This window comes from Promicromonospora sp. NPDC052451 (assembly GCF_044547525.1).
In the GTDB taxonomy this organism is placed as follows: Bacteria; Actinomycetota; Actinomycetes; order Actinomycetales; family Cellulomonadaceae; genus Promicromonospora.
On the sequence record NZ_JBIUAP010000002.1, the window covers coordinates 522557 to 546658 of the forward strand.

The following is a 24102-nucleotide window of genomic DNA, read 5'->3' on the forward strand; positions in this document are numbered from 1 at the left end:
CCGGGGAGACCGGCCCGGCCTTCGACGCACCCGTCAGCGCGCCGCGCTCCAGAGGGCCACGAACCAGACCAGCAGGAGCGTCCCGAGCACCAGGACGGCGCCGCGCAGGACCACGCCGGCCCGCACGCGCCCGGGACCGTCGGCGACGACGCGGCCCCGCGTCCGGTCGCGGGCGAGCGCCGGCAGCCAGACGAGCACCAGCCAGCCCAGCACGATGACCAGCGGGGCGATGATCGCGTCGTTCAGCGCCACCGAACCCGCCAGCCAGACGGCCCACAGCAGCCACCAGTGGGACGGCACCGACGTGAGGGCTAGCCACGCCCACCAGGCCATGGCGGCGGTGCCGGCGAGGACCAGCACCCGGCGTGACCACACCGTCGCCGCGCTCATGCCGCGCTCCCCACGACGAGGCGCGAGACCCACTTGGTCTGCAGCACGCCCGGGCGGTTCGGCGCGATGATGCGCGCCGGGAAGCCGTGGTCGAGGTGGAGGTCCTCGCCCGCCAGCGTCAGCGCCAGGAGGGTGTCGTCGTGCGCGACGTAGGAGCCCGGCAGGTCGGACGTCGAGTAGGACGTGCCCGCTGGTTGCAGGCTCACCACGTGGACGGGATCGTCGGGCCGCCCGCCGCAGAGCGTGGCCAGGTCACGCAGCCGGACGCCGCTCCACCGCGCCGAGGCGCTCCAGCCCTCGACGCAGGCGATCGGCAGCACCGCCTCGTGCTGCGCCATGGCGAGCAGCTCGACGCGGCTCAGGCGTGACGTGCCGGCGGGGCCGACCAGCTCGAGCGCCCAGTCCGGGTCGGTGGCCAGCTCCTCGACCCGGGCGCCCCGGGCCGTCTTGTTGACGGCCAGCCGCTGCGGGCCGTCGAACGGGTCGCGCGGGGCGAGCAACGCGATGGCACGCAGCGGGGTCACGGTCTGCCCCACCGTCAGGGCCGTCAGCGCGAGAATGGCCACCGCCACCGACCCCAGGAAGCCGCGGCGGGTCGCCCCGGCGCCGGGGGCAGTGTCCGCAGGTACCGGGACCTCGCCTTCCGGCGCGCCCGCACCGCCGGCGGCGTCCGGACCGTCCGCGGCGTCCGGACCGTCCACCGCGGGTCGTCCCGTGCCCGCCGCCACGTGGGGACCGGCGCCCGGACCGTCCAGGTCCCGCGCCGACGCCGCGAACGCCCGGAGCACGATCGGCAGCTTGATCCCCACGTGCACGAGGGCGGCGCCGAACGCCAGCCACGCCGTGGCGTAGTGCACGCTGGTGAAGCCGAACCCGAAGACGTAGAGCTTGAAGACGTTGAGGATCCCCGTGACCACCTGGAACACGGTCGCCGCGACGAGCACGCCCACGGACCCGCGCTCCAGCGCGTGCCGCCACCCGGTCAGCGGCGGGCGGACGAAGAGCTGGGGGTAGACGGTGTACAGCTTGGCCAGGACGAGGGGCAGGCTGGCGAAGCCGACCGCCACGTGCAGGCCCTGGTTCAGCCGGTACGCCCAGACGGGCTCCGGGCCGAACGGCAGCCACGACACGGGGTGCTGGTGCAGGTGCGAGACCAGACCCGTGACGAACAGGATCAGGATCGCGGCGCCGAGGAACGCCCCCAGCCGGGCCACGACGCGTTCGTCGTGGACGGGGGAGCGGAAGTCGGCGGGCTCGGGCACCCGCAACCAGGGCGGGCGGGAGGTGGACAGCGGTCGGTTCACCATGGTGACTCCAGGATCGTGTCGAGCAGGATGGTCAGGCCGCCCTGCGCCCACAGCCAGGCGGCGGGCACGGGGCCGTACGCGGTGGTCGCGGCACCCGCGGGGTCGCCGCGGGCCGCCCGGAGGCCGGCTGCCGCGGGGACGACCCAGAACGCCACCGGGAGCCAGATGCGCTCCACCTCGCCGCGCTCGAACCCGAGCAGCGCTCCCGACAGTGCGGCGGCCAGGGCGAGGCCCACCACGACGCGGGTGACGGTGCCGGTCCGCCGCAGGCGGGTGAGCCCGCCCACGGCCGCGGGGCCGGTGATGGCGCCCAGGACCGCGAGGTCCACGAGCAGGAAGTAGAGATAGGGCCGGGCGTTCCCGACGGGCGCCCAGACCGCGTGGGTCGCGGCGATGCCGTCCCACACCCAGAACCCGCCCAGCCCGGCTGCGACCACCACGCCTGCCGCGACCGCACCCGCCCCGACGGTGGGCGCGACCCGGCGGGTCAGCAGCAGCGGGGCGAGAGCGATCAGCCCCATGTGGAGCAGGCCGTACGACAGCAGCGGGCAGGCACCCAGCAGCAGACCGGCCGCGACCGCGTACACCCACCGCGTACCGCCGTTGCCCGGACGGGAGGCGAGCGCCAGGAACGCCACGCCCCACGCGAGCACCCCGGCGAAGAACGCGTCGGCCGACGTCGCCACCCACAGTGCGGCCGGTGCCAGCACCAGGGCGGGCACGACGGCCCGGGCGGTGCCCTCGGCGGCTGCACCCCGGGTCGTCCCGCCTGCGCGGCCTCGCTCGAGCGCCCGCAGGGTGACCAGGACCGCGGGCACGGCCGCCGCCCCGGCCAGGACGAAGAGCGCCGTCGCCCAGCCCGGTCCGCCCAGCCCCGCGCGGTCGAGCACGGCCAGCAGCAGCACGAGCCCGGGCGGATGGCCCCGCACGTGGATCGGGTAGTCGGGCAGGTGGTCGACGAAGCCGGCGAGGAACGCCGCGGGGTCGGCGGCCGCCGACGGGACCACGGGCAGGTACTCGTGCTCCCCGCGGACGGGCGCCGTCAGCTCGTTCCACGAGGTGATCACGGCCAGCGCCACCGCCCAGGCGGCGGTGGCGGCCCAGGAGACGAGCAGCAGCACCCGCCAGGGCAGGCGCGCCGCGAGGCCCGGGCCGTACCGGACGACGGCGACCAGGAGCACGACCGCGGCGAGGATTCCCGGCCCCGTCCGGACGACCCAGTGCCCCACGAAGGGTTCGGCCCCGGTGAGCAGCGGCACGTCGCTGCCGTACCGCAGGAGCGCGCCGACGAGCCAGAGCAGGGGGACCGACACCGCCCACGCGGACACCGCGAGGACCGGTCCGCGGCGCTCCCACCAGGTCGCGCGCGGGACCGGGGGCAGGGCGGCGGGGCGCCGTCCGGCCGCCGGTGCGGTCTCGGGCTGCGGGGTGGGGGTCACGGTTCCATCGTGGCGTCCGGCCGTCGCCCACGGGGTCCGGACGACCTGACGAAAGGCTGACGATGGGTATCCCTGACGGCCCCGCGCCGACGCGCCTCCGGCGGCACCGGATGCCGGTACCGTGACCGCGTGATGCAGCACCTGCGTGTGGTCAGTCCCTCCGGCACCACGGCGGACGTGGTGGACCTGTTGCGCTCCGACCCCGCCACCACCAACGTCGTCGTGCTCCCCGACTGCGCCGTGGACCCGCCGGGGGACGTGGTCATGGCCGACGTCGCCCGCGAGGGGCTGAGCCCCGTCCTGGACCGCCTGACCGACATGGGCCTGCACCGCGACGGGTCCGTCGCCGTGGAGACCGTCGACACGTCCCTGTCGCACCACGCCACGCGTGCGGAGGCCGTGACGCCGGGGCTCTCGGAGGACGCGCTCGTGTGGCCCGAGGTCGTGGACCGGACGGAGTCCGAGTCCCGGGCCTCGCTCGGCTACCTCGCGCTCATGGCCCTGGCCACCACGATCGGCATGATCGGCGTGCTGTTCGACCAGCCGATCCTGATCGTGGGCGCCATGGTGACCGGCCCCGACTTCGGCCCGCTCGCCGCGATCTCCGTGGCCCTCGTCGGCCGGCGCTGGCGGACCGTCGGACGGGCCGTGGCGACGCTCGGCGCGGGGTTCGCGGCCGGGTTCGTGGCGTCCGTCGGCATGGCGCTGCTGCTGCAGGCCTGGGGGCTGGCCGACCAGTCGACGCTCCTGGCCGACCGCCCGCAGACCTCGTTCATCTGGGCGCCCGACGCCCTGAGCTGGGTGGTGGGCGCCCTCGCCGGCGCGGCCGGCATGATCTCGCTGACCACCGGCCGGGCCGGCGTGCTCGTGGGAGTCCTGATCTCGGTGACCACGGTGCCGGCTGTCGGCAACGCGGCCGTGGCCCTCGCCTACGGCGTCGGTGAGGAGGCCACGGGGTCCCTGGCCCAGTTCGCCATCAACGTCGCCATGATCGTGGCGGGCGCGGTCGTGTGCCTCGTGATCCAGCGGACGTGGTGGCACCTGCGGCCACGGTGGCAGGTCGAGCGGCCGGTCACCGCTACCGGTTCTGCCGGCCGGCCTGCGCGCGGTCCTGCCGACGGGTGAGGAGCGCGCGCAGCGCGGCCACCACCTCGTGCGGTGACTGCTCGGCCATGAAGTGGCCCGCGTCCAGGGTGCGGTGCTCCAGGTCCGTGGCCCACGCCGACCACAGGCCGGCCGCGTCGTACCCGAGCGCGGCGCCCCAGTCCTGCTGGAGCACGGTGACCGGCATGGTCAGCCGCCGTCCGGCAGCCCGGTCGTCCCGGTCGTGCTCGACGTCGATCCCCGCCGACGCCCGGTAGTCCGCCACGATCGAGGGCACCGCCGCACGGGAGGCACGCAGGTACTCGGACCGTACGTCGGCCGGGATCGCGTCGGGCCCGGTGCCCCACGCGTCGAGGAAGAAGCCGAAGAAGTCGTCGGCCGCGGCGGCGATCATCCGCTCGGGCAGGCCAGGCGGCTGCGCCATCAGGTACAGGTGGAACGCGACGGCGGCGTCCGCGCCGCGCAGCACGTCCCACATGTCCAGGGTGGGCAGCACGTCGAGCACGGCCAGGTGGGTGACGCGGCCGGGGTGGTCCAGACCGGCCCGGACCGCGACGAGCGCGCCCCGGTCGTGACCGGCCAGCGCGAACGTCTCGTGCCCGAGCGCTCGTGCCAGGTCCACCACGTCCTGGGCCATGGTGCGCTTCGCGTAGGTGGTCCGGTCGTGCTCGGCGGGCTTGTCGCTCGCGCCGTACCCGCGCAGGTCGGGCACGATCACCCGGTGGTCGCGGGCGAGGTCCGTGGCGACGTGCCGCCACATGAGGTGGGTCTGCGGAAAGCCGTGCAGCAGCACGACCGGGCTGCCGGAGCCGCCGGCGGCTACGTTGAGGACGATGTCGCCCACGGCGACGCGCTGGTAGTCGAACTCAGGGATTCTCGGTGTCATGCCCCGAATCTCCCGGACGTGGATGAGCAGATGATGAGTGACGGTACGGACGTCCGGATCGGCGTGCTCGGCCCGGTGACCGCCTGGGTGGGCGGGGCCGAGGCCGTGCTGGGCGGCCCCCGGCAACGGGCGGTGCTCGCGCGCCTGGTCGTGGCGCGCGGTCGCGTGGTCACGGCCGGCCGGCTGGTCGAGGACCTGTGGCCGGACCCCTCCCCGGGGGCGCTCGCCGCGCTGCGCACCTTCGTGGCCGCACTGCGCCGCGGGATCGAGCCGGACCGGCCGGCGCGCACCCCGGCCCGCCTGCTGGTGACCGACGGCCCGGGGTACGCGCTGCGCGCCGTGGCCGTCGACGCGTGGTCGTTCGAGGCGGCGGTGAGCGGTGCGCGCGACCAGCCGCCCGCGACGGCGCGCGCCGCGCTCGACCAGGCCCTCGACGCCTGGCGCGGCACCGCTTACGCCGGCCTGGACGAGCCCTGGGCCGTGGCCGAGCGCGCGCGGCTGGCCGGGCTCCGCCTGGTCGCCGTCGAACGGCGGGCCGAGGCGCGCATCGCCCTGGGGGAGGTGGCCGACGTCGTACCGGGGCTGGACGCGCACGTGTCCGAGCATCCCTGGCGCGAGGAGGGGTGGCGCCTGCTCGCGCTGGCGCTGTACCGGTCGGGGCGGCAGGCGGACGCGCTCGCGGTGCTGCGCCGTGCCCGTTCCCTGCTGGTGGGTGAGCTCGGCGTGGACCCCGGCCCGCGGCTCGCGGCGCTGGAGTCCGCGGTGCTCCGGCACGACGCGGGGGCGGGGCCGCCGGCGGCGGGGGACGACGTCTGGCGGGACACCACCGCGGCCTACGACCGCGTGGTGGCGGCCGGTGCCCGCACGCGGCTGGAGTCCACGGCCACCCTCCTGCGCACCCTCGCCCTGGCCGGTGGTGAGGGTCTGGCCGCGGCTCGCGCGCAGCGGGTCGCGGCGGTCCACGCGGCCGAACAGCTCGGCGACCCCGAGCTCACCGCCCGGGTGATCGGTGCGTTCGACGTCCCCGGCGCCTGGACCCGGTCGGACGACGCCGGCCTCGCCGCCGAGCTGGTCGCCGCGGCGGAGCGTGCCCTCACGGCCCTGCCGCAGGACGCGCCCGACGCCGTCCGCGCACGGCTGCTGGCGACGGTTGCGGTCGAGTCGCGCGGTCTGCCCGGGCCCCGTGGACCCGAGGCCGCCCGCCGCGCGGAGGAGCTGGCGCGGCGGGCCGGCGACCCCGGCGTGCTCGCGTTCGCGCTGGCGGGCCGGTACCTGACCCGGTTCGAGCGGACCGGCCTGGCGGCCGAGCGCGACGAGATCGGCGCCGAGCTGGTGTCCCTGGCGGCGCGGCACGGCCTGACCACGTTCGAGATCCTCGGGCACCTGGTCCGGCTCCAGGCGCTGTCGGCGCTCGGGCGGTGGGAGGCGGCCGGGCGCCACGCGGAGGACGTCGCCGCGCTGGGCCGGCGCCACGAGCGGCCGCTGGTCGAGGTGTTCACCCGCTGGTTCGCCGCGCTGCGGACGGCGGCCACCGGGGCACCCGTCGACGTCGCGGACCGGGCCTACCGCGACGCCGCCGCGACCCTCGACGGCTCCGGCATGCCCGGGCTCGCCGACGGCCTGCTGCCGCTCTCGCTGCTCGCGCTGCGGGTGGGCCGCGGCCTGCCGGCCCGAATGCCGACCGGCGCCGGGCCGGGAACGGCCGCGGGGGACGACCCGGGCGGTCGCGCCGCCGGCGACACGTGGGGCCCCTACGCCCCCTGGGCCGAACCCCACCTCCTGCTCGCGCGCGGTGCGGACGCGGCGGTCGCCGTCCGCCGGCTCCCGGACCCGCCGCCCGGGCTGCTCGCCGAGACGCTGTGGGTGCTGGCCGGCCGGGCGGCCGTCGCGGTGGGTGACCGGCGGGTCGCCGAACGCGCCCACGCCGCCCTGCTCCCGGCCGCCGCCGAGGTGGCGGCGGGCAGCGGCGTCCTCACGGCCGGCCCCGTCAGGGACCACCTGGACGTGCTGGCACGGTTCCTCGCCGGGTGACGGCGGGCTTCCTCCCGGCCGCCGCCGTCCGGCGCGGCGGACCTGCCGTCACGCACGGGCCGGGGCGTCAGCCGAGCGGCGTCCCGGTCTCGCGGGCCAGCGCCGCCAGGAGCCGGTCCTGGAACGCGACGTCGGGGACCGCCGGGTGCGGCTCCTCGCGCTCCTGGTGGTACCAGTAGCCGCCGGTCGTCAGCGCCTCCGCGTCGTCGCTGGTGGCCAGCCACTCCTGCGTGCGGTGGCCCAGCTCGAGGTCGTCGGGGGCGCCCGCCCCGCCCATCCGGGTGGGTACCCACCCGGGGTCCACGGCGTTGCTCGGCACACCGGGCCGCAGCCGGGCGACGGCGGCCGCCAGGGCCGTGACGAACAGCTTGCTGTCGCCGTACGAGCCGGGGGTGCGGCCCTGCCAGTCGATGCCGTCGAGCTCAGGGCGCCCGGTGAAGTGCGAGCCGCTGCTCAGGTAGACCAGGCGGCGCGGGCCGGGCAGCAGAGCGGTGAGCAGGTACGGGGCCACGATGTTGACCGGCATGACGGCCCGGCCGCTCCACACCCCGGCGTTGTGGATCACGGCGTCGAGCGGGGCGCCGCCGGCCAGCGTGGCGGCGAGGTCGCGGACGGCGTCGCGCTCGGCGAGGTCGGTCACCACCAGGTCGGCGCCCCGGTCGAGGAGCGGGCGCAGGGCCTCGACCCGGCCGGGGTTCCGCGCGTGCACCACCACCTCGTACCCCTGGTCCAGGAGCGCCTCGGCCGCGAGACGGCCCAGTCCGTCGGCGGACCCTGTGACGAGGATCCGGTGGATCGCATCGGTCATGCTCCTGATCCTAGGCCGCACGGTGAAGCCTGCCCGGGCGAACCGGGCCGGCCGGCCCGGCCGTCAGGGTGTGCCGGAGGTTCCCGCCAGCGCCTCGCCCAGGGGCGTGCGGGTGTGCAGCACGCGGACGCCGCTGCGGCGGCTGTCGATCAGGCCGGCGTCGCGCAGCACGGTGAGGTGGTGGGACGCGGTGGACACCGCGAGGTCGGTCAGGGCGGCGCACTCGGACGTCGACAGCGGCTGCTGGAGCTCCAGCACGAGGCGGGCGCGGGCCGCGCCGAGCAGCGCGGTGAGGGCGGCCTCGGCGTCGGCCTGGCCGCGGTGCCAGGTCTCGGACACCCCGTGGGCGGGGTAGAAGATCGTGGGCTGCGCGGGGCGTTCGGTGAGCACGGCGCAGCCGCGGGCGTTCATCATGACCGAGGGGACCAGCACCAGGCCGGTGCCGCCGCAGTCGACCACCTCCTCGTGCTTGCGCATCTGCACCCGGACGATCTCGTCGGCCCAGGTCACCGTGGAGTGCAGGGTGCTTGCCATGTCGGCGAGCCCGTTCTCGCTGCTGCGCCGGGCGCGGACCGCGATGTCGGCCCGGAGCAGGTGCAGCATCTGCGGCCAGACGGGGGCGAGCAGCGCGTCCCACACCTCCTGCCACGCCTCGACGATCATCGCCCGGGCGCGGGCGGGCGCCGCGATGAGCTCGCGGATCTCCTGCTGACGGGCACCGGTGGAACGGAGCACCATCTTCCCCAGGTCGAACGTGAGCCGTTCGTCGGGCACGTGCCGCAGCCGCTCGGCCTCCTCCTCGGGCGTCATGTCGCCCGACGGCGTGGCGGTGAGGAAGTCGGGCATGTAGCCGTCCACCCCGCAGATCACGGCCATCAGGCGGAACGACTCGCCGGCCGGCTTGGCGCGCAGGTCGCGGAACCACCCCCAGTGCAGCGGCGAGCCCTGCGGGCGAAGGATGGTGCGCAGGGCGTGCACCAGCTCGTGCCCGGGGGAGATGCCGAACCGGACGGCCGAGATGTCGCTCGATCCGAGGCGGAACTCCACGAACTTTCGATCCACGTCGAAAGCGTAGCGAGCGGTGCGCGGCACGACGGAGGGTGGGCACATCAGCGCACCACCCGCTCCGCAGAGAGGACCAGACCATGACCACCACCGCTCCCGTCCCCGCCCCGATCCCCGCCGACGCGATCCGGATCGGGGAGAGCCGCACCCTCCGCTTCGAGGGGGCCGCGCACGGGTCGAACGTGTCGTTCTTCCTCGTCACGTCCGACCCCGGGCAGGGCCCGGCCCTGCACCGCCACCCGTACGACGAGACCTGGTCGGTGCTGGAGGGCGAGGCGACCATCGTGGTCGGCGACCGCACGTTCGTCGCCCGCGCGGGCGACACCGCCGTCGCCCCGGCCGACACGTGGCACCGCTTCACCAACACGGGCACCGGGACGCTCCGGATCGTCTGCATCCACGCGTCAGCGGTGATGATCCAGGAATTCGCCCCCGAGGACTGAGCTGCTTTCCTTGCTCGGTTTGCTCAGGTGACCTAACTTCAGCTCAACCAGACAGAAAGGCACGACCATGGCCCAGTATTTCCTGACCGTCCCGCACGACACGGCCGACGAACCGACGATGGAGTCGATGCAGGAGATGGATCCCGCGGAGCTCGAGGCGGTGATGGCCGCCGTCGAGGGCTTCAACACCGCGCTCAACGAGTCGGGTGCGTTCGTGTCGGCGGGCGGCCTGCTGCCGCCCTCCACGGCGATCACCGTCGACGCCACCGGCGAGGAGACCACGCGCGTCGCCGCCCCGTTCGTGGACGCCACGCAGTACGTCGGCGGGTTCTGGATCATCGACGTGGCGGACGAGGAGGCGGCGGTCGGCTGGGCCGAGCGGGCCTCGGCCGCGCTCCAGTCCCGGATCGAGGTGCGCGGCCTCCAGTAGACCGCTCACCAGGCAGCGCGGTAGGCCGCGGCGGCCCCGGCGGACGACGCCGGGGCCGCCGCGCCCGTGCGTCCCGGTGCTTAGATCTAGTCATGCGCACCGGCCCGTCCTTCACCACCACCGCCCGCCGCGCCCAGATCGTCGAGGCCGCGGTCCGGGTGATCGCGCGCGAGGGACTGTCCAAGGCCTCCTTCGGCCGCATCGCCGCGGAGGCGGGCCTGTCCAGCGCCGGGATGATCAGCTACCACTTCGCGGACAAGGACGAGCTGCTCACGGTGCTCAGCGACGCGGCCCTGGGCGACTGCGTGGCCGCCGTCGAGGGCGCCGTCGCGCAGGCGGACGGGCCCGCCGAGGGGCTGAACGCCTACCTCACCGCGTTCGTGCGCTGGCAGGACACGCACCGCGACGAGGTCGACGCGCTGTGGCGGCTGTCCGCGGGCTGGAAGCGGCCGGGGGAACCGGCCGCCTTCGACGAGGGCCTGCTGCGCGACCCCCTGCTCGGCGTGCTCCGCGCCGGCCGCGAGTCGGGCGTGTTCCGGCCGGTGCCGGTGGAGTGGACCGCGCACACGATCCTCTGCGCGGTGGAGGGCTACCAGCAGGCGATGCACGACGACCCGGACCTCGACGCGGACGCGTACGCGGCGATGCTCGCCGACCTGTTCGGACGAGGGCTCACCTCGGTCTGAGGGCGAACGAGGTCAGAGGCCCTCGGGTGCCTGGCGGCGCGCGCGCGAACGGGTGGCCGCCCGCTCCAGGCGGCGGGCCAGCTGGTCGGCCAGCGTTCTCGCGTTCGCCAGCTCCTCGCTGATCCGGTGCGCGGCGGACTCGTCTCCGCGCCGGTCGTGCCGGAAGCCGTCCAGCCATGGTTGCCTCGGTGCTGTCCATGCGGCGCCCGTCATCGTGTGCGAGGCGTCCCGGCGGCGGCCGTCGGCATCGAGGAGGTCGATGGTGACCCGCCACATCCTGTTCATGCCCTGCTCCTGTCGAACCTGGTCCCGGTCGTCACCGCGGTCCGCGGTGAGCACCGAACCAGCGTCGTCGGCGTACCCGCTGTCCGACCAGGGACCAAAGGCCCGGTCTCCGCGGGCCCAACGACACCCGCTGCTCGGCTTGGCTTCGAGCGCGCTCGAATCCGTAGCGTCGCCGGCATGACGACGAACACCAGCAGAACCTGGCTCATCACCGGCGCGACCTCGGGCCTCGGCCTGGCCCTGGCGGAGGCGGCGCTGCGCGCCGGCGAGCGCGTGGTCGGCACCGCCCGCCGCGCCGACCGGTTCGGCACGCTCCGGGCGCGGTACGGCGACCGGCTGCTCGCCGTGGAGCACGACGTGCGGGACACGGGCGCGGCCGCCGGCGTCGTCGATCGGGCGCTGGTGGCGTTCGGGCACATCGACGTGCTCGTGAACAACGCCGGTGGCGGACAGGTCGGCGCCGCCGAGGAGATTACCGACGCCCAGCTGCGCGACATGATCGACCAGCACCTGTTCGGCCCTGCCGCCTACGTCCGCGCGGTGCTGCCGGGCATGCGGGAGCGCGGGGACGGGGCGATCGTGCAGATGAGCAGCCAGGGCGGGCGCCTGTCGTTCCCCGCCGTGGGCAGCTACTCCGCGGGCAAGTTCGCGCTCGAGGGCTGGTCGGAGGCCCTCGCGGGCGAGGTCGCGCCGTTCGGCGTCCGGGTGCTGATCGTGGAGCCCAGCCGCTTCCGCACCGCGTTCAACGCCGAGCTCCGCACGGCGGAGCCCGACGCCTCGTACGACGCCGTGACCGGGGCCGTCCGCGCCGACCTGGCCGATGCCGACGGCGTCCAGGAGGGCGACCCGGCCCGGGCCGCCGCGGTGGTCCGCGCCGTGCTCGGCGCGGACGATGCCCCGCTGCGCCTGCCGCTGGGCGCCGAGGCCGTGCGCAACCTGCGCCGCACGTACGCCGCGGCGCTCGACGAGGTGGAGACGTGGGCGCACGCGAGCGAGTCCGCCGACTTCCCGGGCCTGCCCCCGGCCGTCCGCGCCTTCCGGGCCGGCGCCTAGGCTTCGGGAATGGCTTCCGGCACGGCTTCGGGGATGACTTCGGGTACGGCTCACGGCACGGCGTCTCGCACGGGCTCCGGAACGGCTGCTCGCCCGGCGTCCGGCATGGCGACGGACGACCTGATGGCGCGGGCGCTCGCCGCCCTGGGCGAGGACGGCGCCCCGTCGGTCGAGGCGATCCACGCCCTGGCCGACCTCGACGAGGCGACCGGCCCCATGGCGATCGCGGAGGCCGCCGCCCACCTCGACGTCTCGCCGCACACGCTGCGCTACTACGAGGGCGCGGGTCTGGTCGAGGTGGACCGAGACGCCGCCGGCCACCGGGTGTACGACGCCGCGGCGCTGCGCCGTCTCGTGTTCGTCACCAGGATGCGGCTGTCGGGCATGCCGATGCGCGCCCTGCAGCACTACGTCGCGCTGGTGGACGCCGGGCGGCAGACCGAGCCCGAGCGTCTGGACCTGCTGGTGGAGCACCGTGACACGATCCGCCGCCGGATCCGGGAGCTGACGCTCGCGCTGGTGGCCACTGAGCACAAGATCGCCACCTACGGCGGGGCGACGGGGCCGGAGGTGCTGTCCGCGGACAGGCCCCCGCCAGTCCGCGGTCCCGCTCCCTGATCCGCGGTGACGAGGAGGCCCGGCCCAGCCCTCCGCCCGGTGTGCGAGCCGGGTCCTGGGTGCGCTGCACCCAGGAACAGGTCTGCCTTCCTGCGGCGGAGGTACCCGAGCAGGCTGAGGGCATGACCGACGACGACCTCAACACGACACCGCGAACCCACGAGGGCGGACGGACCTGGCTCATCACGGGCGCATCGCGTGGCTTCGGGCGGGCTTTCGCCGAGGCTGCGCTGGCCCGCGGCGACCGGGTGGCGGCGACGGCGCGCGACGTCGCCGCCCTTGCCGATCTCGCGGCCGACCACCCTGCCCTGCTGCCGCTGCGGCTCGACGTGACCGACCCGGCCGCCGTGGCCTCCCGGGTGGCGGAGGCCGAGGAATGGTCGGGCGGGCTCGACATCGTCGTGAACAACGCCGGCTACGGGCACTTCGGTGCCGTCGAGGAGGTCACCGACGCCGAGCTGCGCGACCAGCTCGAGACCAACCTGTTCGGACCGCACCGCGTGGTACGTGCCGTGCTGCCCGGTATGCGCGCCCGAGGCACCGGACACCTGGTCCAGGTGTCCACGATCGGAGGAGTGGGGGCGTTCACGAACCTCGGTGCCTATCACGCGTCCAAGTGGGCACTGGAGGCGATGAGCGAGTCGCTCGCCGCCGAGGTGAGCCCGTTCGGGATCCGGGTCACGATCGTCGAGCCCGCCGGGTTCGCCACCGACTGGGCCGGCTCCTCCGCGCGCCGGAGCACGCAGGATGTCGCTTACGACCCCATGCGTGCACAGGCCGCGGCCCGCCGCGGGGCCAGTGCGCCCGGCGACCCCGCGGCCGCCGCCCGAGTACTGCTCGACGTGGTCGATTCTCCGGAGCCGCCGCTGCGCGTGCTGTTCGGTGCGGCTGCACCCGCGACGGTTCGCGGCATCTACGAGCGACGGCTCGCCGAGTGGTCCGCAGGGGAGCACCTGGCGCACCGCGCGCAGGGTGCCGGGGTGTGATCCGCCCTACTGCTCGGGCCCGGACCCGAGGCCGGTGCCGGCCAGGACCAGCCGCCCCTGCCCCGTCACCGTGAGGGCACGCTCGTCGGGGGTGACGAACACCGACTCGCCCGCGTGCAGCGCCGCGCCGTCCCGTTCCCCGGTGACCTCTCCGGTGACCCGGACCACGCCCTCCACCGCCAGCGCGATCGCAGGGCCTGGCAGGTCGAGGGTGGTGGTGCCGGGCGCCGTCACCACGGTCAGTGCGAAGTCGGGCAGGCCCGCGTCGAAGAGTTCCGCCCCGGCTGCCGCCCGGACGGGGGTGACCCGCGGCTCCTCGGTGACCTGGAACGCCGCCAGGCGCTGCAGCTCGCGCCCGTCGACGTGCTTGTCGGTGAGGCCGGCCCGCACCACGTTGTCCGACGCCGCCATGACCTCGACCGCGACGCCCCGCAGGTAGGCGTGCACGGTGCCCGGCGGCAGGTAGACGGCTTCGCCGGGCTGCAGCGTCACGCGGTTCAGCAGCAGCGCGACGAGGATCCCCGGGTCGCTCGGCCGTCCGGCCGCAAGCTCCGCGAGGGTGCCGAGCTCGGCGTCGAGCCCGCGCCCGCAGGGTGCCTTGCGGGCAGCCTCCGTCACCGCGTGCACCAGGTCGTCCGCCGCCCCGGCGCCCGACAGGAACTCGCCGACCAGGCGGCGCAGCACCGGCTCCGGGCCGGCGTCGGCGCCCGGCCTGAGCGTGTCCAGGAGGCGGGCGAGCCGGTCCGCGCCCGCCAGCCCGTGCTCCTGCGCCGTCCCGGCCAGCTCCGCCACGAGCCGCCGGGTGGCGCCGAGCGGCCGGAAGCCCACCAGCGCGTCGAACGGGCCGTCCAGGGCCAGGGCCAGCTCCGGCTTGTGCCGGGCGTCCCGGTACACGCGGGCGGGGCTCGTCAGGGGCACGCCGCGGCGGTTCTCGTCGTCGTACCCCTGACGGGCGCGGACGGCGTCGGGGTGCACCTGGATCGACAACGGAGCCTCGGCCGCCACGACCTTGAGCAGGAACGGCAGGTCGTCCGACGCCCGGTCCGCGCCCAGGGCACGGGCCGGGTCGGCGGCGATCCAGGCGTCGAGGGTCGCGTGGCCGCCCGCCCGGTCCGGGTCGACGACGCGGCTGGGGCACAGCGGGTGCGCCCCCAGCCAGAGCTCGGCCTCGGGCCGCCCGCTGGGGGTGCGGCCGATGAGCCGGGCGATCGCGGTCCGCGACCCCCACGCGTAGTCGCGCGGCGTGTTGGTGACCCGCAGCAGCACCGTTACCTCGTCTCCGTGCCGCGCACGAAGGCCTTGACGGTGGCGTGCCGGGGTTCGTCGCCCAGGGGCCGGACGCGGTAGCGGCCCGCGGCGGCGGGCACGATGAAGGTCTCGGCGTAGTGGACCACGAACGGCTCGAACGCCCCGTCCGGGCTCTCGACGACGGCCTCGGACCCCTCGACCAGGTTGAGCACGTTGACCGTGCCGCCGGTGTCGTGGTCCACCGGGCCCGTGAACCAGTGGCGGCGCACCTCGATGAACTCGAGCTCGTGCAGCCCGGTGCGCTCCTCGCGCCAGCCGTCCCCCTCCGCGACGGTCTCCACCCGGTCCACGAGGTGCTCGGCGGTCCACTCGGTGTCCCGGTCCCACTGGACGTTGGCCAGGGCGTGGTCCAGGTGGATGGGCCGGGGCACGCCGTCGAGCCCGACGCGGCCCCAGTCCCACATCTTGAAGGTGAAGATGTAGGGGGTGGCGGAGATCTCCAGCACCATCGAGTCGGCACCCGAGCAGTGGACGGTCCCCGCGGGGATCAGGAAGTGGTCGTGCTTCTTCGCGGGGAACGAGTTGACGTACTTCTCGACGGGGAAGTCCACCTCGCCGGACCGGGCGCTGCGCAGGTCCGCGGCCATCGCCTCGGGGTCGGTCCCCGTCTTCATGCCCAGGTAGACGACGGCGTCGTCGGCGGCGTCCAGCAGGTAGTAGCTCTCGTCCTGCGTGTAGTGCATGCCGAAGGTGCGCTGGATGTAGTCGGTCAGCGGGTGCACCTGGAGGGAGAGGTTGCCGCCCTCCATGGTGTCCAGGAAGTCGAACCGGATGGGGAACTCCGCGCCGAACCGGGCGAAGGTCCGCTCACCGAGCAGCTCCACGGGCCGGGCCAGCACGGCGTCCATGGCCGGGATCTCGACCACCTCGTCGCCCACGGCCAGCAGCAGGCTGTTCTCCTCCGGCACGCAGTCGAAGCACCACGCGTAGTTCTCCTGGGCCGGGTCCAGGTCGCACACGTCCTTCATCCACTGACCGCCCCAGACGCCGGGGTCGAAGAACGGCACCACCCGGAAGGGACCGGCGGTCGCCGCGGCCAGCCCGGCGCGGAAGGCGTCACCGGTGACGAGCTTCGCGTCGGCGACGGAGCCGTTGGCGTCCAGCAGGAAGTCGATGCGGTCGAAGAGCTCTCGCTTGTGCCGGTCGGCGAGCCGCCACTCGACGAAGTACCCCCGCTTGAACTTGCGCAGCGCGTCGTCGGACCCGTTCGCCGCGCGCCAGTTGGGCAGGCCGGACCGGTACCGCTGCTGGATCTCCCAGCGGGCGAGGTCGGCCAGCACGAGGGTGGACGCAGGCACGGGGACGAGCGAGGCGCCCCAGCCGACCAGCACCACCTGCCCGTCGGCGTCGGCGACCCGGCGGGCCACCTCGTCGAGGCGGGCGGGGTCGTAGAGCGCGTCGAGGGTGCGGTGGGACATGACGCCGAACACGCGGTCGTCCGTCAGGTTGTCGCCGATCAGCGCCTCGATGTCCTCGGGGCTGCGCGCGGCGGCCCGCTCGACGTCGAGCACCGTCGCGGCGGGCAGGGCACGCTCGATCTCCGTGACGTACGCGTCGACGTCGCTCGCGGGATAGGTGTCGACGACGATCGTGCCGCCGGCCGCGTGCTCGGCCAGGGCCGCCCAGACCCCGTCGCCGCGCCAGGCCTGGTGCGTTCCGGGCACCCGGACCACGGGCGCCTTGTCGTAGCGGTGCGGTGCGGCCGATGGGGGAATGCGCATGTGGCCCTCTCTACGGGTCGGACGAACCAGGGCGGCGCGGTCCGGTTCGGAAGCTCGTCCTGGTAACGATACCAAGACTATGTCATCATCGATCCGTGCCGTCCAGGCACGGGCGGGCCGCACCGAGGCGGCCGCCGGGAAGGGAGCTGATGACGTCTCGTGAGCCCACGCCGCGGGCGCCGCTGCGGCCGGAAACCGTCCCGCCGGACCGGCGGGACGGCGGCGCGGACCTGCTCGGCACGGCCGTGGACGTGGGCGGTACGCACGTCACGGCCGCCACCGTGGACGCCGGCTGGCGGGTCCGCGACGAGCATCGCGTGCCGCTGGACTCGGCCGCGCCCGCAGCCGAGGTGCTCGACGCCGTGGCGGACTGCGTGCGCCGCACGTGGGCGGCCGGTGCGGCGACGGTGACGGGGCCGGTGGCGGTCGCCATCCCGGGGCCGTTCGACTACGAGCGGGGCATCGGCGACTTCCGTGGCGTCGACAAGTTCGCCGCGCTGCGTGGCGTCGACCTGCGCGGCGAGCTCGCCGCGCGTTGGGGCCGGGCGCCCGCGACCGTGCGCTTGGTCAACGACGCGGAGGCCTTCGGCCTGGGCGAATGGGCTGCCGGGGCCGGGTCGGGCGCCGCCCGCGTCGTGGCCGTGACGCTCGGGACCGGCGTCGGGTCGGCGTTCGTCGACCGGGGCCGCTGTGTCACGACGGGGCCGCTGGTCCCGGCCGACGGCAACATCCACGTGGTGCGGGTGGCCGGCCGGCCCCTGGAGGAGGTGGTCTCGCGGCGGGCGCTGCGGCTCGCCTACCGGGCGGGCACGGGCCGGGACGTCGACGTGGTGGACATCGCCCGGCACGCGCGGGCGGGAGACGCCGCCGCCGTCCGGGCGCTGGAGGGCGGCATGCGTACCCTGGCCGGCGCGCTGGCGCCCTGGCTGACGGCGTTCGCGCCCGAGCGGCTGGTCGTGGGCGGTTCCATGGCGGCCTCCTCGGACCTGCTGTTCCCGCCCCTGGTCGCGGGCCTCGCCGCGGCGATGGCGCGCCCGCCCGACGTGCGCGCGGGCATGCTGCCGCGGGAGAGGGCGAGCCTGCTGGGTGCGTTGGTCGCGGCGCGAGCCGCCGCGGAGGGGTCGGTCGACGGCCTCGTGCGATAGCGATACCAGTGATCCCCCTCCAGTGGCGCTGTGTTGTGGGCTCTGGCCTGCGATAACACCATTCCTCACCAGGGAGTGTCACCGCGAGCCTTGCTCCGACCGTGTTGGTATCGATACCATTCCGAACATCATGCTCGCCGGCGCCGGAGCCGGCGACGAGACCAGGAGGTCCGAATGCCAGCGAAGACGCTGCCCCGAGCGATGGTCGACAGGCGGACCGTCCTGCGCCTGGGCGCGGGTCTCGGTGCCGCCGCCGTGCTGTCGTCGTGCGCGCGCGGCACCCTGACCCGGGCGGCGTCCGGCACGGACGTGACGCTCACCAACGACAACCCCACCTGGGCACCCGGCTTCGAGAGCATCGGCAAGGTGCTCCGGTCCCGCACCGGCCACGGCGTCTCCGTGCGGGCGGTGCCCGACGTGAGCGGGTACCAGCAGCTCGTGCGCATGTCGGCCCGCACCGACTCGACCACCGACCTGGTCAAGTGGTGGAACGGCTACCGCCTGCGCGACATCGCCCGGTCCGGCATCTTCGCCGACCTGTCGACGATCTGGGACGACGCCGAGCGCCAGGGCTGGGTCTCTCCGGCAGCCCGCGAGAGCTTCAGCCACGACGGCCGTCCCTACGCCATCCCGCTGTACCAGTCGTACTACGCGATCTTCTACAGCAAGCCGGCCTTCGAACGGCTCGGGCTGACCGTTCCCCGCACCTGGGACGAGTTCGTCGCCACGGCGGAAGCCCTGCGCGACGGCGGCGTGGTGCCCATCGGGAGCGGCGGCGCCACCACCTGGGAGTCGCTCATCTGGTTCCAGCAGCTCGTCAACGGCCTGGACCCCGGTTTCTACCGGGCACTGACCGAGGGCGAGGCTTCCTACACCGACGGCACCGCGCAGGAGGCCATGGCGCTCTGGGCCGACCTGTACGACCGCGGCCTGTTCTCCCCGCCCGACTTCGCGGTGCAGGAGGCGCCGGGCCGGTTCGCGGAGGGCACCGTCGGCATGAACCTCTACGGCACGTGGCAGGCCGCCAGCTACACCCAGGCGGGGCTCGACGAGGAGACGTTCGGGCTGTTCCTGCTGCCGCAGGTCGACCCGGCCGCCCCGGCCGCCGTCATCACGGAGAGCGGGGCCCTGGCCGTGTCGGAGAACGCCCACAAGAGGTCCGAGGCGCTGGCCGTGGCCGGCGACTGGCTCAGCACGGACGCCCAGCAGGTGTGGGTGGACTTCCTCAACGACCTGTCCGCGAACGCTGCGGCGCTGCCGCCGGTCCAGCCCGTGCGTGACCTGGCGCGCCAGGTCGCGCAGGCCGATCCCGTCCTGGCCACGCGCTACTGGGAGGCCTCCCCGCCCGCCCTCATCGAGGGCAACGTCCAGGAGCTCAGCGCGTTCATGGCCGCCCCCTCCGCCGCGAGCGCCCGCACCACCCTGGCGCGCATGCAGGAACGGGCCGACGTCGAGTGGGAGATGTGGTCGCTGTGAGCAACCGTGCCGCCCCGTGGGCCACCCGTGGCCCCGCCGCCCTGTTCATCGCGCCCGCCGTGGCGCTGGTCGGCGCCCTGCTCGTGCTGCCGTTCCTGTTCACCGTGTACCGCAGCTTCTTCAGCGACGACGGCCTGTCGCGCACCTGGGTGGGCCTGGACAACTACGCGACCCTGGTCACCGACGAGTCGTTCCTGCGGTCCCTGCTGAACACCGGCATCTGGACCCTCGGCACGCTGCTGCTGCCGGTGCTGCTGGGCCTGCTCATCGCGGTGGCGACCAACAGCTCGGGCTGGGGCCGGTTCGCGCGGTTCGCCGTGGTGCTGCCCTACGCGCTGTCGGGGTCGGTCACCGCGATCCTGTGGAACTTCATGCTCCAGACGGACGGCGGGGTCAACGCGATCCTGGGTCTGCTGGGCCTGTCGGCGCTGGAGCAGCCGTGGCTGCTGGAGTGGCCCACCAACACGGTCGCGATGATCCTGGCCACCACGTGGCAGGCCACCGGCGCGAACATGATCCTGTTCCTGGTGGGTCTGCAGGCCATCCCCGCCGAGACCATCGAGGCGGGCCGGCTCGACGGCGCCGGCGGGTTCCGGCTGCTGCGCGACGTGATCCTGCCGCAGCTCCGGCCGATCAGCATCGTCGTGATCGGCATCTCGCTGGTCGGCAGCCTCAAGACGTTCGACATCGTCTGGCTGCTGACCCGCGGCGGCCCGGGCACCGCCTCGGAGACGCTCGCGCTGACGATGTACCGGCAGACCTTCACCCTGAGCCGGTACGGCTACGGCGCCGCCGTCGCGGTGGTGCTCACCGTGATCGTGCTCGCCGCGTCCTGGATCTACCTGCGGCGCCAGCTGCGCTCCGACGACTGAGAGAAGGCCCGCGATGACCCGACGTCTGCGCAACGCGCTCCTGGTGGCCGTGGCACTGCTGTGGCTGCTGCCCACCTATCTCGTGGTGGTGAACGCCTTCACGGCGGCCGACGAGTACGTGGGACCCCGCTGGTGGTTCACCTCGTTCGCCCTGGCGGACAACATCGCCACGGCGTTCCGCACGGCCGACATCGGCCAGGCGATGTGGAACACCCTGCTGTACTCCGCCGGCTCGGCGTTCATCGCCGTGGTGGTGGCCGCCCTGGCCTCGTTCGCCGTGGTGGTCATGCCCGTGCGCCGCCCGGTGCTCTGGTTCTGGCTCATCTACGCCGGCACGCTCCTGCCGCTGCAGGTCTTCCTGTCGCCGCTGTTCAACGCATACGCCGCCACCTCCCTGTACGACACGCAGTACGGCATGGTGCTGATCTACGCGGCGCTCGCGGTGCCGTTCGCGTTCTTCGTGGTGCGCAACTACCTGACCACGGCGCCGAAGGAGATGCGGGAGGCCGCGCAGCTCGACGGCGCCGGCTGGTTCACGATGTTCCTGCGCATCCACCTGCCGCTGGCGCGCGGTGCCATGGTCGCGGCGTTCCTGTTCCAGTTCCTCGCCACGTGGAACGACCTGCTGTTCGGCATCACGCTGTCCACGAGCCCGAACGTGCGCCCGCTCATGGCGGCACTGGCCGAGCTCAACGGCCAGTACTCCGGCCTGGGCCCGCCGGTCATCCTCGCCGCCGGCCTCGTGGCCTCCGTGCCCACGGTGGTGCTGTTCCTCTCGTTCCAGCGGTTCTTCGTCAACGCGCTGCGGCTCACGCCGTAGCCCCGCCCCTTCGCTCCTGCCGTACCCGACGTGCCGTATCGACGTGCCCTACCCGACGTGCCCTACCCGACGTGAGATTGGTGTCTTCCCGATGAGCCGTGCACTGGTCAAGGACCACCCCTGGTCGCTCGATCGAGCCCGTTCCGAGATGGTCGACCGCGCCGTCGCCGCCGAGGCCGTGCTCGGCGGACGCCGGGTCCGGGTGATCCCGGAACCGCTGCTGCGCCGGGACACCGGCTCGGGCATGCTGCAGAGCGTCCGGGTCGAGGCCGACGGCGTCGCCCCGGGCCGGGTGGTGCTGCGGACGCCGTCGGGCACCGCGACCGAACCCGGCACGCTGCCCGGGCCGGCGGGGTCGGTGCGCGTGCTGCTGCCCGCGGCGAGCGTGCCGGCCGACGTCACCCTGGAGCTGCCCGACCTGGGTCCCGGCACGCTCACCTTCGAGCAGGTCCCGGTGCGGGAGTGGTCCATCCATTTGGTGCAGCACTCCCACTTCGACATCGGGTACACCGACCCGCAGGGCACGGTGCTGCGCAACCAGCTCGCGTTCCTCGACTCCTGCCTGGACCTGGCCCGCGCCACGCAGGACCGGCCGGAGGAGGCCCGGTTCCGCTGGTCGGCCGAGGCGCTGTGGCCGTTCGAGCAGTGGGCCCGGTCGCGCCCGGCCGCGCACGTCGAGGAGTTCCTCGACCACGTGCGCGGCGGGCAGCTCGAGCTCACGGCCCTGCCGTACAACCTGCACCTGGACACCTGCTCCACCGACGAGCTGCACGAGCTGCTGCGCCTGTCGCGCGACGTGCGCGACCGGTACGGCATCGAGATGCCAGTGGCCATGCAGACCGACGTGCCGGGCCAGCCCGTCGGCCTGCCCGACGCGCTCGCGCAGCAGGGCGTGCGGTACCTGTCCGTGGCGCACAACTGGGCGGGCCGTTCCGTGCCCCACCTCAAGGGCGGGCAGCACCTGCCGCGGCTGTTCCGGTGGAGCGCGCCGTCCGGCCGCAGCGTGCTGGTCTGGATGACCGACACCCCGCACGGGCTCGCCTACATGGAGGGTGCCAACCTCGGGTTCACCACGTCGTACGACCTGGTGGACGAGCTGCTGCCGGCGTACCTGACCGCGCTCGCCACGAACTCCTACCCGTACGCGCCGGGCGCCTTCGGCTGGCACGGGCCCGCCGTGACCGACCGGGAGCCCTACCCGTGGGACGTGCTGCACCTGCGGGTGCTCGGCCGGCACAGCGACAACGCGCCCGCGAGCGTGGTGCACGCCGACATCGTCCAGCGCTGGAACGAGACCTGGGCCTACCCCCGGCTGCGCACCTCCACCAACGCCGACTTCTTCCGCGCCGCCGAGGAACGCCTGGGCGACGACGTGCCCACGCTGACCGGCGACTGGGGCGACTGGTGGGTCGAGGGCGTGGGCAGCGCCGCCCGCCCGCAGGCCATGACCCGGCAGGCGCAGGCCACGCTCGCCGACGCCCAGACCGTCAGCGGCATCGAACGGCTGCTCGGCGGCACGGGGGTGCCCGCCGAGACGGAGCGCTCCGCCGCCGTCTACTCGTCGGTCTCCCTGTTCAACGAGCACACCTGGGGCGCCTCCGACCCGTGGACGCACGCCGACACGGGCCGCGAGTCCGGCAGCGAGCAGTGGCACTGGAAGTACGCCCGCGCCCTGGCGGCCCGGGACGACGCCGACCTGCTCCTGGACCACGCCTCCGCCCGCCTCGGTGCGCTGCTGCGCGAGGAGCCGGACGCCGACAGCACCTACCACGCCGTCAACACTGCCGGCTTCGCGCGGACCACCACGGTCTCGCTGTTCGTCCGGGAGAGCCGCGTGCCGCTCGACGAACCCGTCCTGGTGCGCGACAGCCGCACCGGCGCGACCCTGCCGAGCGAGACCGTGCCGCAGACCACTCCCGAGAACCGCGCCGCGGGGCGCTTCGTCCGCGTGCACGTGCCCGACGTGCCCGCGCTCGGCTCCGTACGGCTGGCCGTCCACCGCGCGGCGCCGCCGGCCGCCCTGCCCGACGTCGCCGACCCGCTGGTGCTCGAGAACGAGCACCTGCGCGTCCGCGTCGACCTCGGGCGCAGCTGCGTGGCCTCCGTCCTCGACAAGGCGACGGGCCGCGAGATCGTCGACCAGGACGCCGTCGTCGGCATGAACGGCTACGTCTATGACACGTACACCACCGCGGGCGGGTACAACCACCAGTCCAACAAGACCACGGTCTCCGACGAGCTGGAGCTGCTCGGCAGCCGCACGACGGCGGGACCGAGCCACCTCGTGGAGCGCGTCAGCACCCCGGTCGAGGAACGCCTGACCTACCAGTACGCCGCCGACGGCGTGCACCACGTCCGCGTCACACTCGTGCTGCCCCGGGGCGCCGCCCGCCTGGAGGTGGAGAACCGGCTCGCCAAGCCCGCCACCATGACCAAGGAGAGCGCCTACCTGGCCTTCCCCTTCGCCGTTCCCGAACCCCGCGTGCGCTACGAGATCACCGGTGGCCTCACCGGACCCGGGCTGCCGCAGGTTCCCGGCGCTCCCCAGCACATGCGGGCCGTGCGCGACTGGGTGTCGTTCGACGACGACGAGCTCGCCGTCGCCTGGGTGACCGCCGACGCCCCGCTGGTGCACCCGGAGGTCGTCTCCCTGCCGTACGCCCCGTTCCCCGAGAGCATGGCGCCCCGGCAGCCCGCCACCGTCTACTCCTGGGTGCACAACAACGTCTGGGACACCAACTTCCCCGCCGAGCAGGGCTTCGAGACCTCGTTCCGGTACGCGATCGGGGTGCGCCGCGCCGGGGAGGACATCAGCACCGCCGCCCTCGCGGCACGCACGGCCGCCGAGCTGACCCGCCCCGTGCTGGGGGTGCTGGCCACCGCCCGTCCCGGCACCCCCGCCGTCGACCACGCCGAGCGGTCGCTGATCCGGCTCGACGACGACCGGGTGCGGCTCGTCGCCGTGACCGCCACGGGCCGGGAGGGCGAGAGCCTCGTGCGGCTCCAGTCCTACGCCGAGGAGCCCCTCGTGGTCCGGCTGCGCCCGGGCGTCGAGGTCGCCTCCGCCGCGACGGCGACCTACCTGGGCGACCGGGTCGCGGACCTCGCGGTGACGCCCGACGGCATCGACGTGCCCATGGACCCGCAGGGAACGGTGGGCGTCGTGCTGACCACAGCCTGAACGGGCCGCCCGGCCCGCGAACCGGTTCACCACCACGAACACGAAGGA

General features: G+C 74.6%; 22 protein-coding genes. 13 read left to right on the forward strand and 9 right to left on the reverse strand.

The genetic code is table 11. The features are described 5' to 3' along the window. Positions 1-33: 33 nt before the first annotated feature. The 3 genes from ACIG47_RS05240 to ACIG47_RS05250 are packed head-to-tail and all read right to left on the reverse strand — an operon-like array spanning position 34 to position 3136. Positions 34-390 carry a hypothetical protein gene (locus ACIG47_RS05240; RefSeq protein ID WP_397429910.1) on the reverse strand — a complete coding sequence of 119 codons (357 nt, stop codon included), beginning with the start codon at positions 388-390 and terminating at the stop codon, positions 34-36. After that, positions 387-1697 carry a molybdopterin-dependent oxidoreductase gene (locus tag ACIG47_RS05245; protein ID WP_397429911.1) on the reverse strand — a complete coding sequence of 437 codons (1311 nt, stop codon included), beginning with the start codon at positions 1695-1697 and terminating at the stop codon, positions 387-389. Before ACIG47_RS05245 ends, ACIG47_RS05240 begins: the two co-directional genes overlap by 4 nt. Then, on the reverse strand, positions 1691-3136 hold the full coding sequence (locus tag ACIG47_RS05250) for a hypothetical protein (protein ID WP_397429912.1): 1446 nt from the start codon (positions 3134-3136) through the stop codon (positions 1691-1693). The genes ACIG47_RS05245 and ACIG47_RS05250 overlap by 7 nt, the downstream gene beginning before the upstream one ends. A 132-nt stretch (positions 3137-3268) precedes the next feature. Here ACIG47_RS05250 and ACIG47_RS05255 point away from each other — a divergent pair, with 132 nt between their 5' ends. Continuing rightward, a complete protein-coding gene (locus ACIG47_RS05255) occupies positions 3269-4261 on the forward strand; it encodes a DUF389 domain-containing protein (protein WP_397410661.1) in 993 nt (330 codons plus the stop codon). Here ACIG47_RS05255 and ACIG47_RS05260 read toward each other — a convergent pair. After that, on the reverse strand, positions 4215-5126 hold the full coding sequence (locus ACIG47_RS05260; protein ID WP_397429913.1) for an alpha/beta fold hydrolase: 912 nt from the start codon (positions 5124-5126) through the stop codon (positions 4215-4217). The genes ACIG47_RS05255 and ACIG47_RS05260 overlap by 47 nt on opposite strands. A 33-nt stretch (positions 5127-5159) precedes the next feature. On the opposite strand from ACIG47_RS05260, the gene ACIG47_RS05265 reads away from it, so the two are divergent. Beyond that, on the forward strand, positions 5160-7157 hold the full coding sequence (locus ACIG47_RS05265) for a BTAD domain-containing putative transcriptional regulator (RefSeq protein ID WP_397429914.1): 1998 nt from the start codon (positions 5160-5162) through the stop codon (positions 7155-7157). A 67-nt stretch (positions 7158-7224) separates the two neighbouring features. Here the strand turns inward: ACIG47_RS05265 and ACIG47_RS05270 are convergent, their stop codons facing one another. Together ACIG47_RS05270 and ACIG47_RS05275 are read right to left on the reverse strand one after the other, a co-directional pair. Next, positions 7225-7953, reverse strand: coding sequence for an SDR family NAD(P)-dependent oxidoreductase (locus ACIG47_RS05270; protein WP_397429997.1), 729 nt, complete (start codon positions 7951-7953; stop codon positions 7225-7227). A gap of 75 nt (positions 7954-8028) precedes the next feature. Continuing rightward, positions 8029-9027 (reverse strand): DUF5937 family protein, encoded by a 999-nt coding sequence (locus ACIG47_RS05275; RefSeq protein WP_397429915.1) that lies wholly within the window; start codon positions 9025-9027, stop codon positions 8029-8031. Between the two features lie 83 nt (positions 9028-9110). Here ACIG47_RS05275 and ACIG47_RS05280 point away from each other — a divergent pair, with 83 nt between their 5' ends. The 3 genes from ACIG47_RS05280 to ACIG47_RS05290 all read left to right on the forward strand — a co-directional run bounded on the left by ACIG47_RS05280 (position 9111) and on the right by ACIG47_RS05290 (position 10589). Continuing rightward, positions 9111-9473 (forward strand): cupin domain-containing protein, encoded by a 363-nt coding sequence (locus tag ACIG47_RS05280; protein WP_397409740.1) that lies wholly within the window; start codon positions 9111-9113, stop codon positions 9471-9473. Positions 9474-9540: 67 nt separating this feature from the next. Then, the gene (locus tag ACIG47_RS05285; RefSeq protein WP_397409742.1) at positions 9541-9903 is read left to right on the forward strand and encodes a YciI family protein; all 363 of its coding nucleotides are present in this window, start codon (positions 9541-9543) and stop codon (positions 9901-9903) included. A gap of 92 nt (positions 9904-9995) precedes the next feature. Beyond that, entirely contained in the window at positions 9996-10589 is a 594-nt protein-coding gene (locus ACIG47_RS05290) for a TetR/AcrR family transcriptional regulator (RefSeq protein WP_397429916.1), read from the forward strand. A gap of 12 nt (positions 10590-10601) precedes the next feature. Here the strand turns inward: ACIG47_RS05290 and ACIG47_RS05295 are convergent, their stop codons facing one another. Beyond that, entirely contained in the window at positions 10602-10874 is a 273-nt protein-coding gene (locus tag ACIG47_RS05295) for a hypothetical protein (RefSeq protein WP_397429917.1), read from the reverse strand. Between the two features lie 177 nt (positions 10875-11051). On the opposite strand from ACIG47_RS05295, the gene ACIG47_RS05300 reads away from it, so the two are divergent. The 3 genes from ACIG47_RS05300 to ACIG47_RS05310 all read left to right on the forward strand — a co-directional run bounded on the left by ACIG47_RS05300 (position 11052) and on the right by ACIG47_RS05310 (position 13531). Next, on the forward strand, positions 11052-11927 hold the full coding sequence (locus tag ACIG47_RS05300; protein ID WP_397429918.1) for an SDR family NAD(P)-dependent oxidoreductase: 876 nt from the start codon (positions 11052-11054) through the stop codon (positions 11925-11927). Positions 11928-12032: 105 nt separating this feature from the next. Next, positions 12033-12545 (forward strand): MerR family transcriptional regulator, encoded by a 513-nt coding sequence (locus ACIG47_RS05305; RefSeq protein ID WP_397429919.1) that lies wholly within the window; start codon positions 12033-12035, stop codon positions 12543-12545. A 122-nt stretch (positions 12546-12667) separates the two neighbouring features. Beyond that, positions 12668-13531, forward strand: coding sequence for an SDR family NAD(P)-dependent oxidoreductase (locus ACIG47_RS05310; protein WP_397429920.1), 864 nt, complete (start codon positions 12668-12670; stop codon positions 13529-13531). Positions 13532-13537: 6 nt separating this feature from the next. Here ACIG47_RS05310 and manA read toward each other — a convergent pair whose 3' ends face one another. Together manA and ACIG47_RS05320 are read right to left on the reverse strand one after the other, a co-directional pair. Then, positions 13538-14797: a mannose-6-phosphate isomerase, class I gene (manA, locus tag ACIG47_RS05315; protein ID WP_397429921.1), complete on the reverse strand. Its 1260-nt coding sequence runs from the start codon at positions 14795-14797 to the stop codon at positions 13538-13540. A 2-nt stretch (positions 14798-14799) separates the two neighbouring features. Continuing rightward, a complete protein-coding gene (locus ACIG47_RS05320) occupies positions 14800-16560 on the reverse strand; it encodes a class I mannose-6-phosphate isomerase (protein ID WP_397429922.1) in 1761 nt (586 codons plus the stop codon). A gap of 149 nt (positions 16561-16709) precedes the next feature. On the opposite strand from ACIG47_RS05320, the gene ACIG47_RS05325 reads away from it, so the two are divergent. The 5 genes from ACIG47_RS05325 to ACIG47_RS05345 all read left to right on the forward strand — a co-directional run bounded on the left by ACIG47_RS05325 (position 16710) and on the right by ACIG47_RS05345 (position 24054). Continuing rightward, entirely contained in the window at positions 16710-17705 is a 996-nt protein-coding gene (locus tag ACIG47_RS05325; protein ID WP_397429923.1) for an ROK family protein, read from the forward strand. A 174-nt stretch (positions 17706-17879) separates the two neighbouring features. After that, positions 17880-19181, forward strand: coding sequence for an ABC transporter substrate-binding protein (locus tag ACIG47_RS05330; protein ID WP_397429924.1), 1302 nt, complete (start codon positions 17880-17882; stop codon positions 19179-19181). After that, positions 19178-20053, forward strand: coding sequence for a carbohydrate ABC transporter permease (locus ACIG47_RS05335; RefSeq protein ID WP_397429925.1), 876 nt, complete (start codon positions 19178-19180; stop codon positions 20051-20053). The genes ACIG47_RS05330 and ACIG47_RS05335 overlap by 4 nt, the downstream gene beginning before the upstream one ends. A gap of 13 nt (positions 20054-20066) precedes the next feature. Then, positions 20067-20873 carry a carbohydrate ABC transporter permease gene (locus ACIG47_RS05340; protein WP_397409767.1) on the forward strand — a complete coding sequence of 269 codons (807 nt, stop codon included), beginning with the start codon at positions 20067-20069 and terminating at the stop codon, positions 20871-20873. A 91-nt stretch (positions 20874-20964) separates the two neighbouring features. Further along, positions 20965-24054, forward strand: a complete 3090-nt coding sequence (locus ACIG47_RS05345) for a glycoside hydrolase family 38 C-terminal domain-containing protein (RefSeq protein WP_397429926.1) — start codon at positions 20965-20967, stop codon at positions 24052-24054. The last annotated feature ends 48 nt before the right edge of the window (positions 24055-24102 follow it).

Bases quoted from the DNA above. Each gene is read 5' to 3' on its own strand.
- ACIG47_RS05290 (WP_397429916.1), top strand. From the start codon at position 9,996: ATGCGCACCGGCCCGTCCTTCACCACCACCGCCCGCCGCGCCCAGATC.
- ACIG47_RS05245 (WP_397429911.1), bottom strand. From the start codon at position 1,697: ATGGTGAACCGACCGCTGTCCACCTCCCGCCCGCCCTGGTTGCGGGTG.
- ACIG47_RS05280 (WP_397409740.1), top strand. From the start codon at position 9,111: ATGACCACCACCGCTCCCGTCCCCGCCCCGATCCCCGCCGACGCGATC.
- ACIG47_RS05265 (WP_397429914.1), top strand. From the start codon at position 5,160: ATGAGTGACGGTACGGACGTCCGGATCGGCGTGCTCGGCCCGGTGACC.
- ACIG47_RS05285 (WP_397409742.1), top strand. From the start codon at position 9,541: ATGGCCCAGTATTTCCTGACCGTCCCGCACGACACGGCCGACGAACCG.
- ACIG47_RS05340 (WP_397409767.1), top strand. From the start codon at position 20,067: ATGACCCGACGTCTGCGCAACGCGCTCCTGGTGGCCGTGGCACTGCTG.
- ACIG47_RS05345 (WP_397429926.1), top strand. From the start codon at position 20,965: ATGAGCCGTGCACTGGTCAAGGACCACCCCTGGTCGCTCGATCGAGCC.
- ACIG47_RS05320 (WP_397429922.1), bottom strand. From the start codon at position 16,560: ATGCGCATTCCCCCATCGGCCGCACCGCACCGCTACGACAAGGCGCCC.
- ACIG47_RS05300 (WP_397429918.1), top strand. From the start codon at position 11,052: ATGACGACGAACACCAGCAGAACCTGGCTCATCACCGGCGCGACCTCG.
- ACIG47_RS05305 (WP_397429919.1), top strand. From the start codon at position 12,033: ATGGCGACGGACGACCTGATGGCGCGGGCGCTCGCCGCCCTGGGCGAG.
- ACIG47_RS05310 (WP_397429920.1), top strand. From the start codon at position 12,668: ATGACCGACGACGACCTCAACACGACACCGCGAACCCACGAGGGCGGA.
- ACIG47_RS05255 (WP_397410661.1), top strand. From the start codon at position 3,269: ATGCAGCACCTGCGTGTGGTCAGTCCCTCCGGCACCACGGCGGACGTG.
- ACIG47_RS05325 (WP_397429923.1), top strand. From the start codon at position 16,710: ATGACGTCTCGTGAGCCCACGCCGCGGGCGCCGCTGCGGCCGGAAACC.
- ACIG47_RS05295 (WP_397429917.1), bottom strand. From the start codon at position 10,874: ATGAACAGGATGTGGCGGGTCACCATCGACCTCCTCGATGCCGACGGC.
- ACIG47_RS05260 (WP_397429913.1), bottom strand. From the start codon at position 5,126: ATGACACCGAGAATCCCTGAGTTCGACTACCAGCGCGTCGCCGTGGGC.
- ACIG47_RS05330 (WP_397429924.1), top strand. From the start codon at position 17,880: ATGCCAGCGAAGACGCTGCCCCGAGCGATGGTCGACAGGCGGACCGTC.
- ACIG47_RS05240 (WP_397429910.1), bottom strand. From the start codon at position 390: ATGAGCGCGGCGACGGTGTGGTCACGCCGGGTGCTGGTCCTCGCCGGC.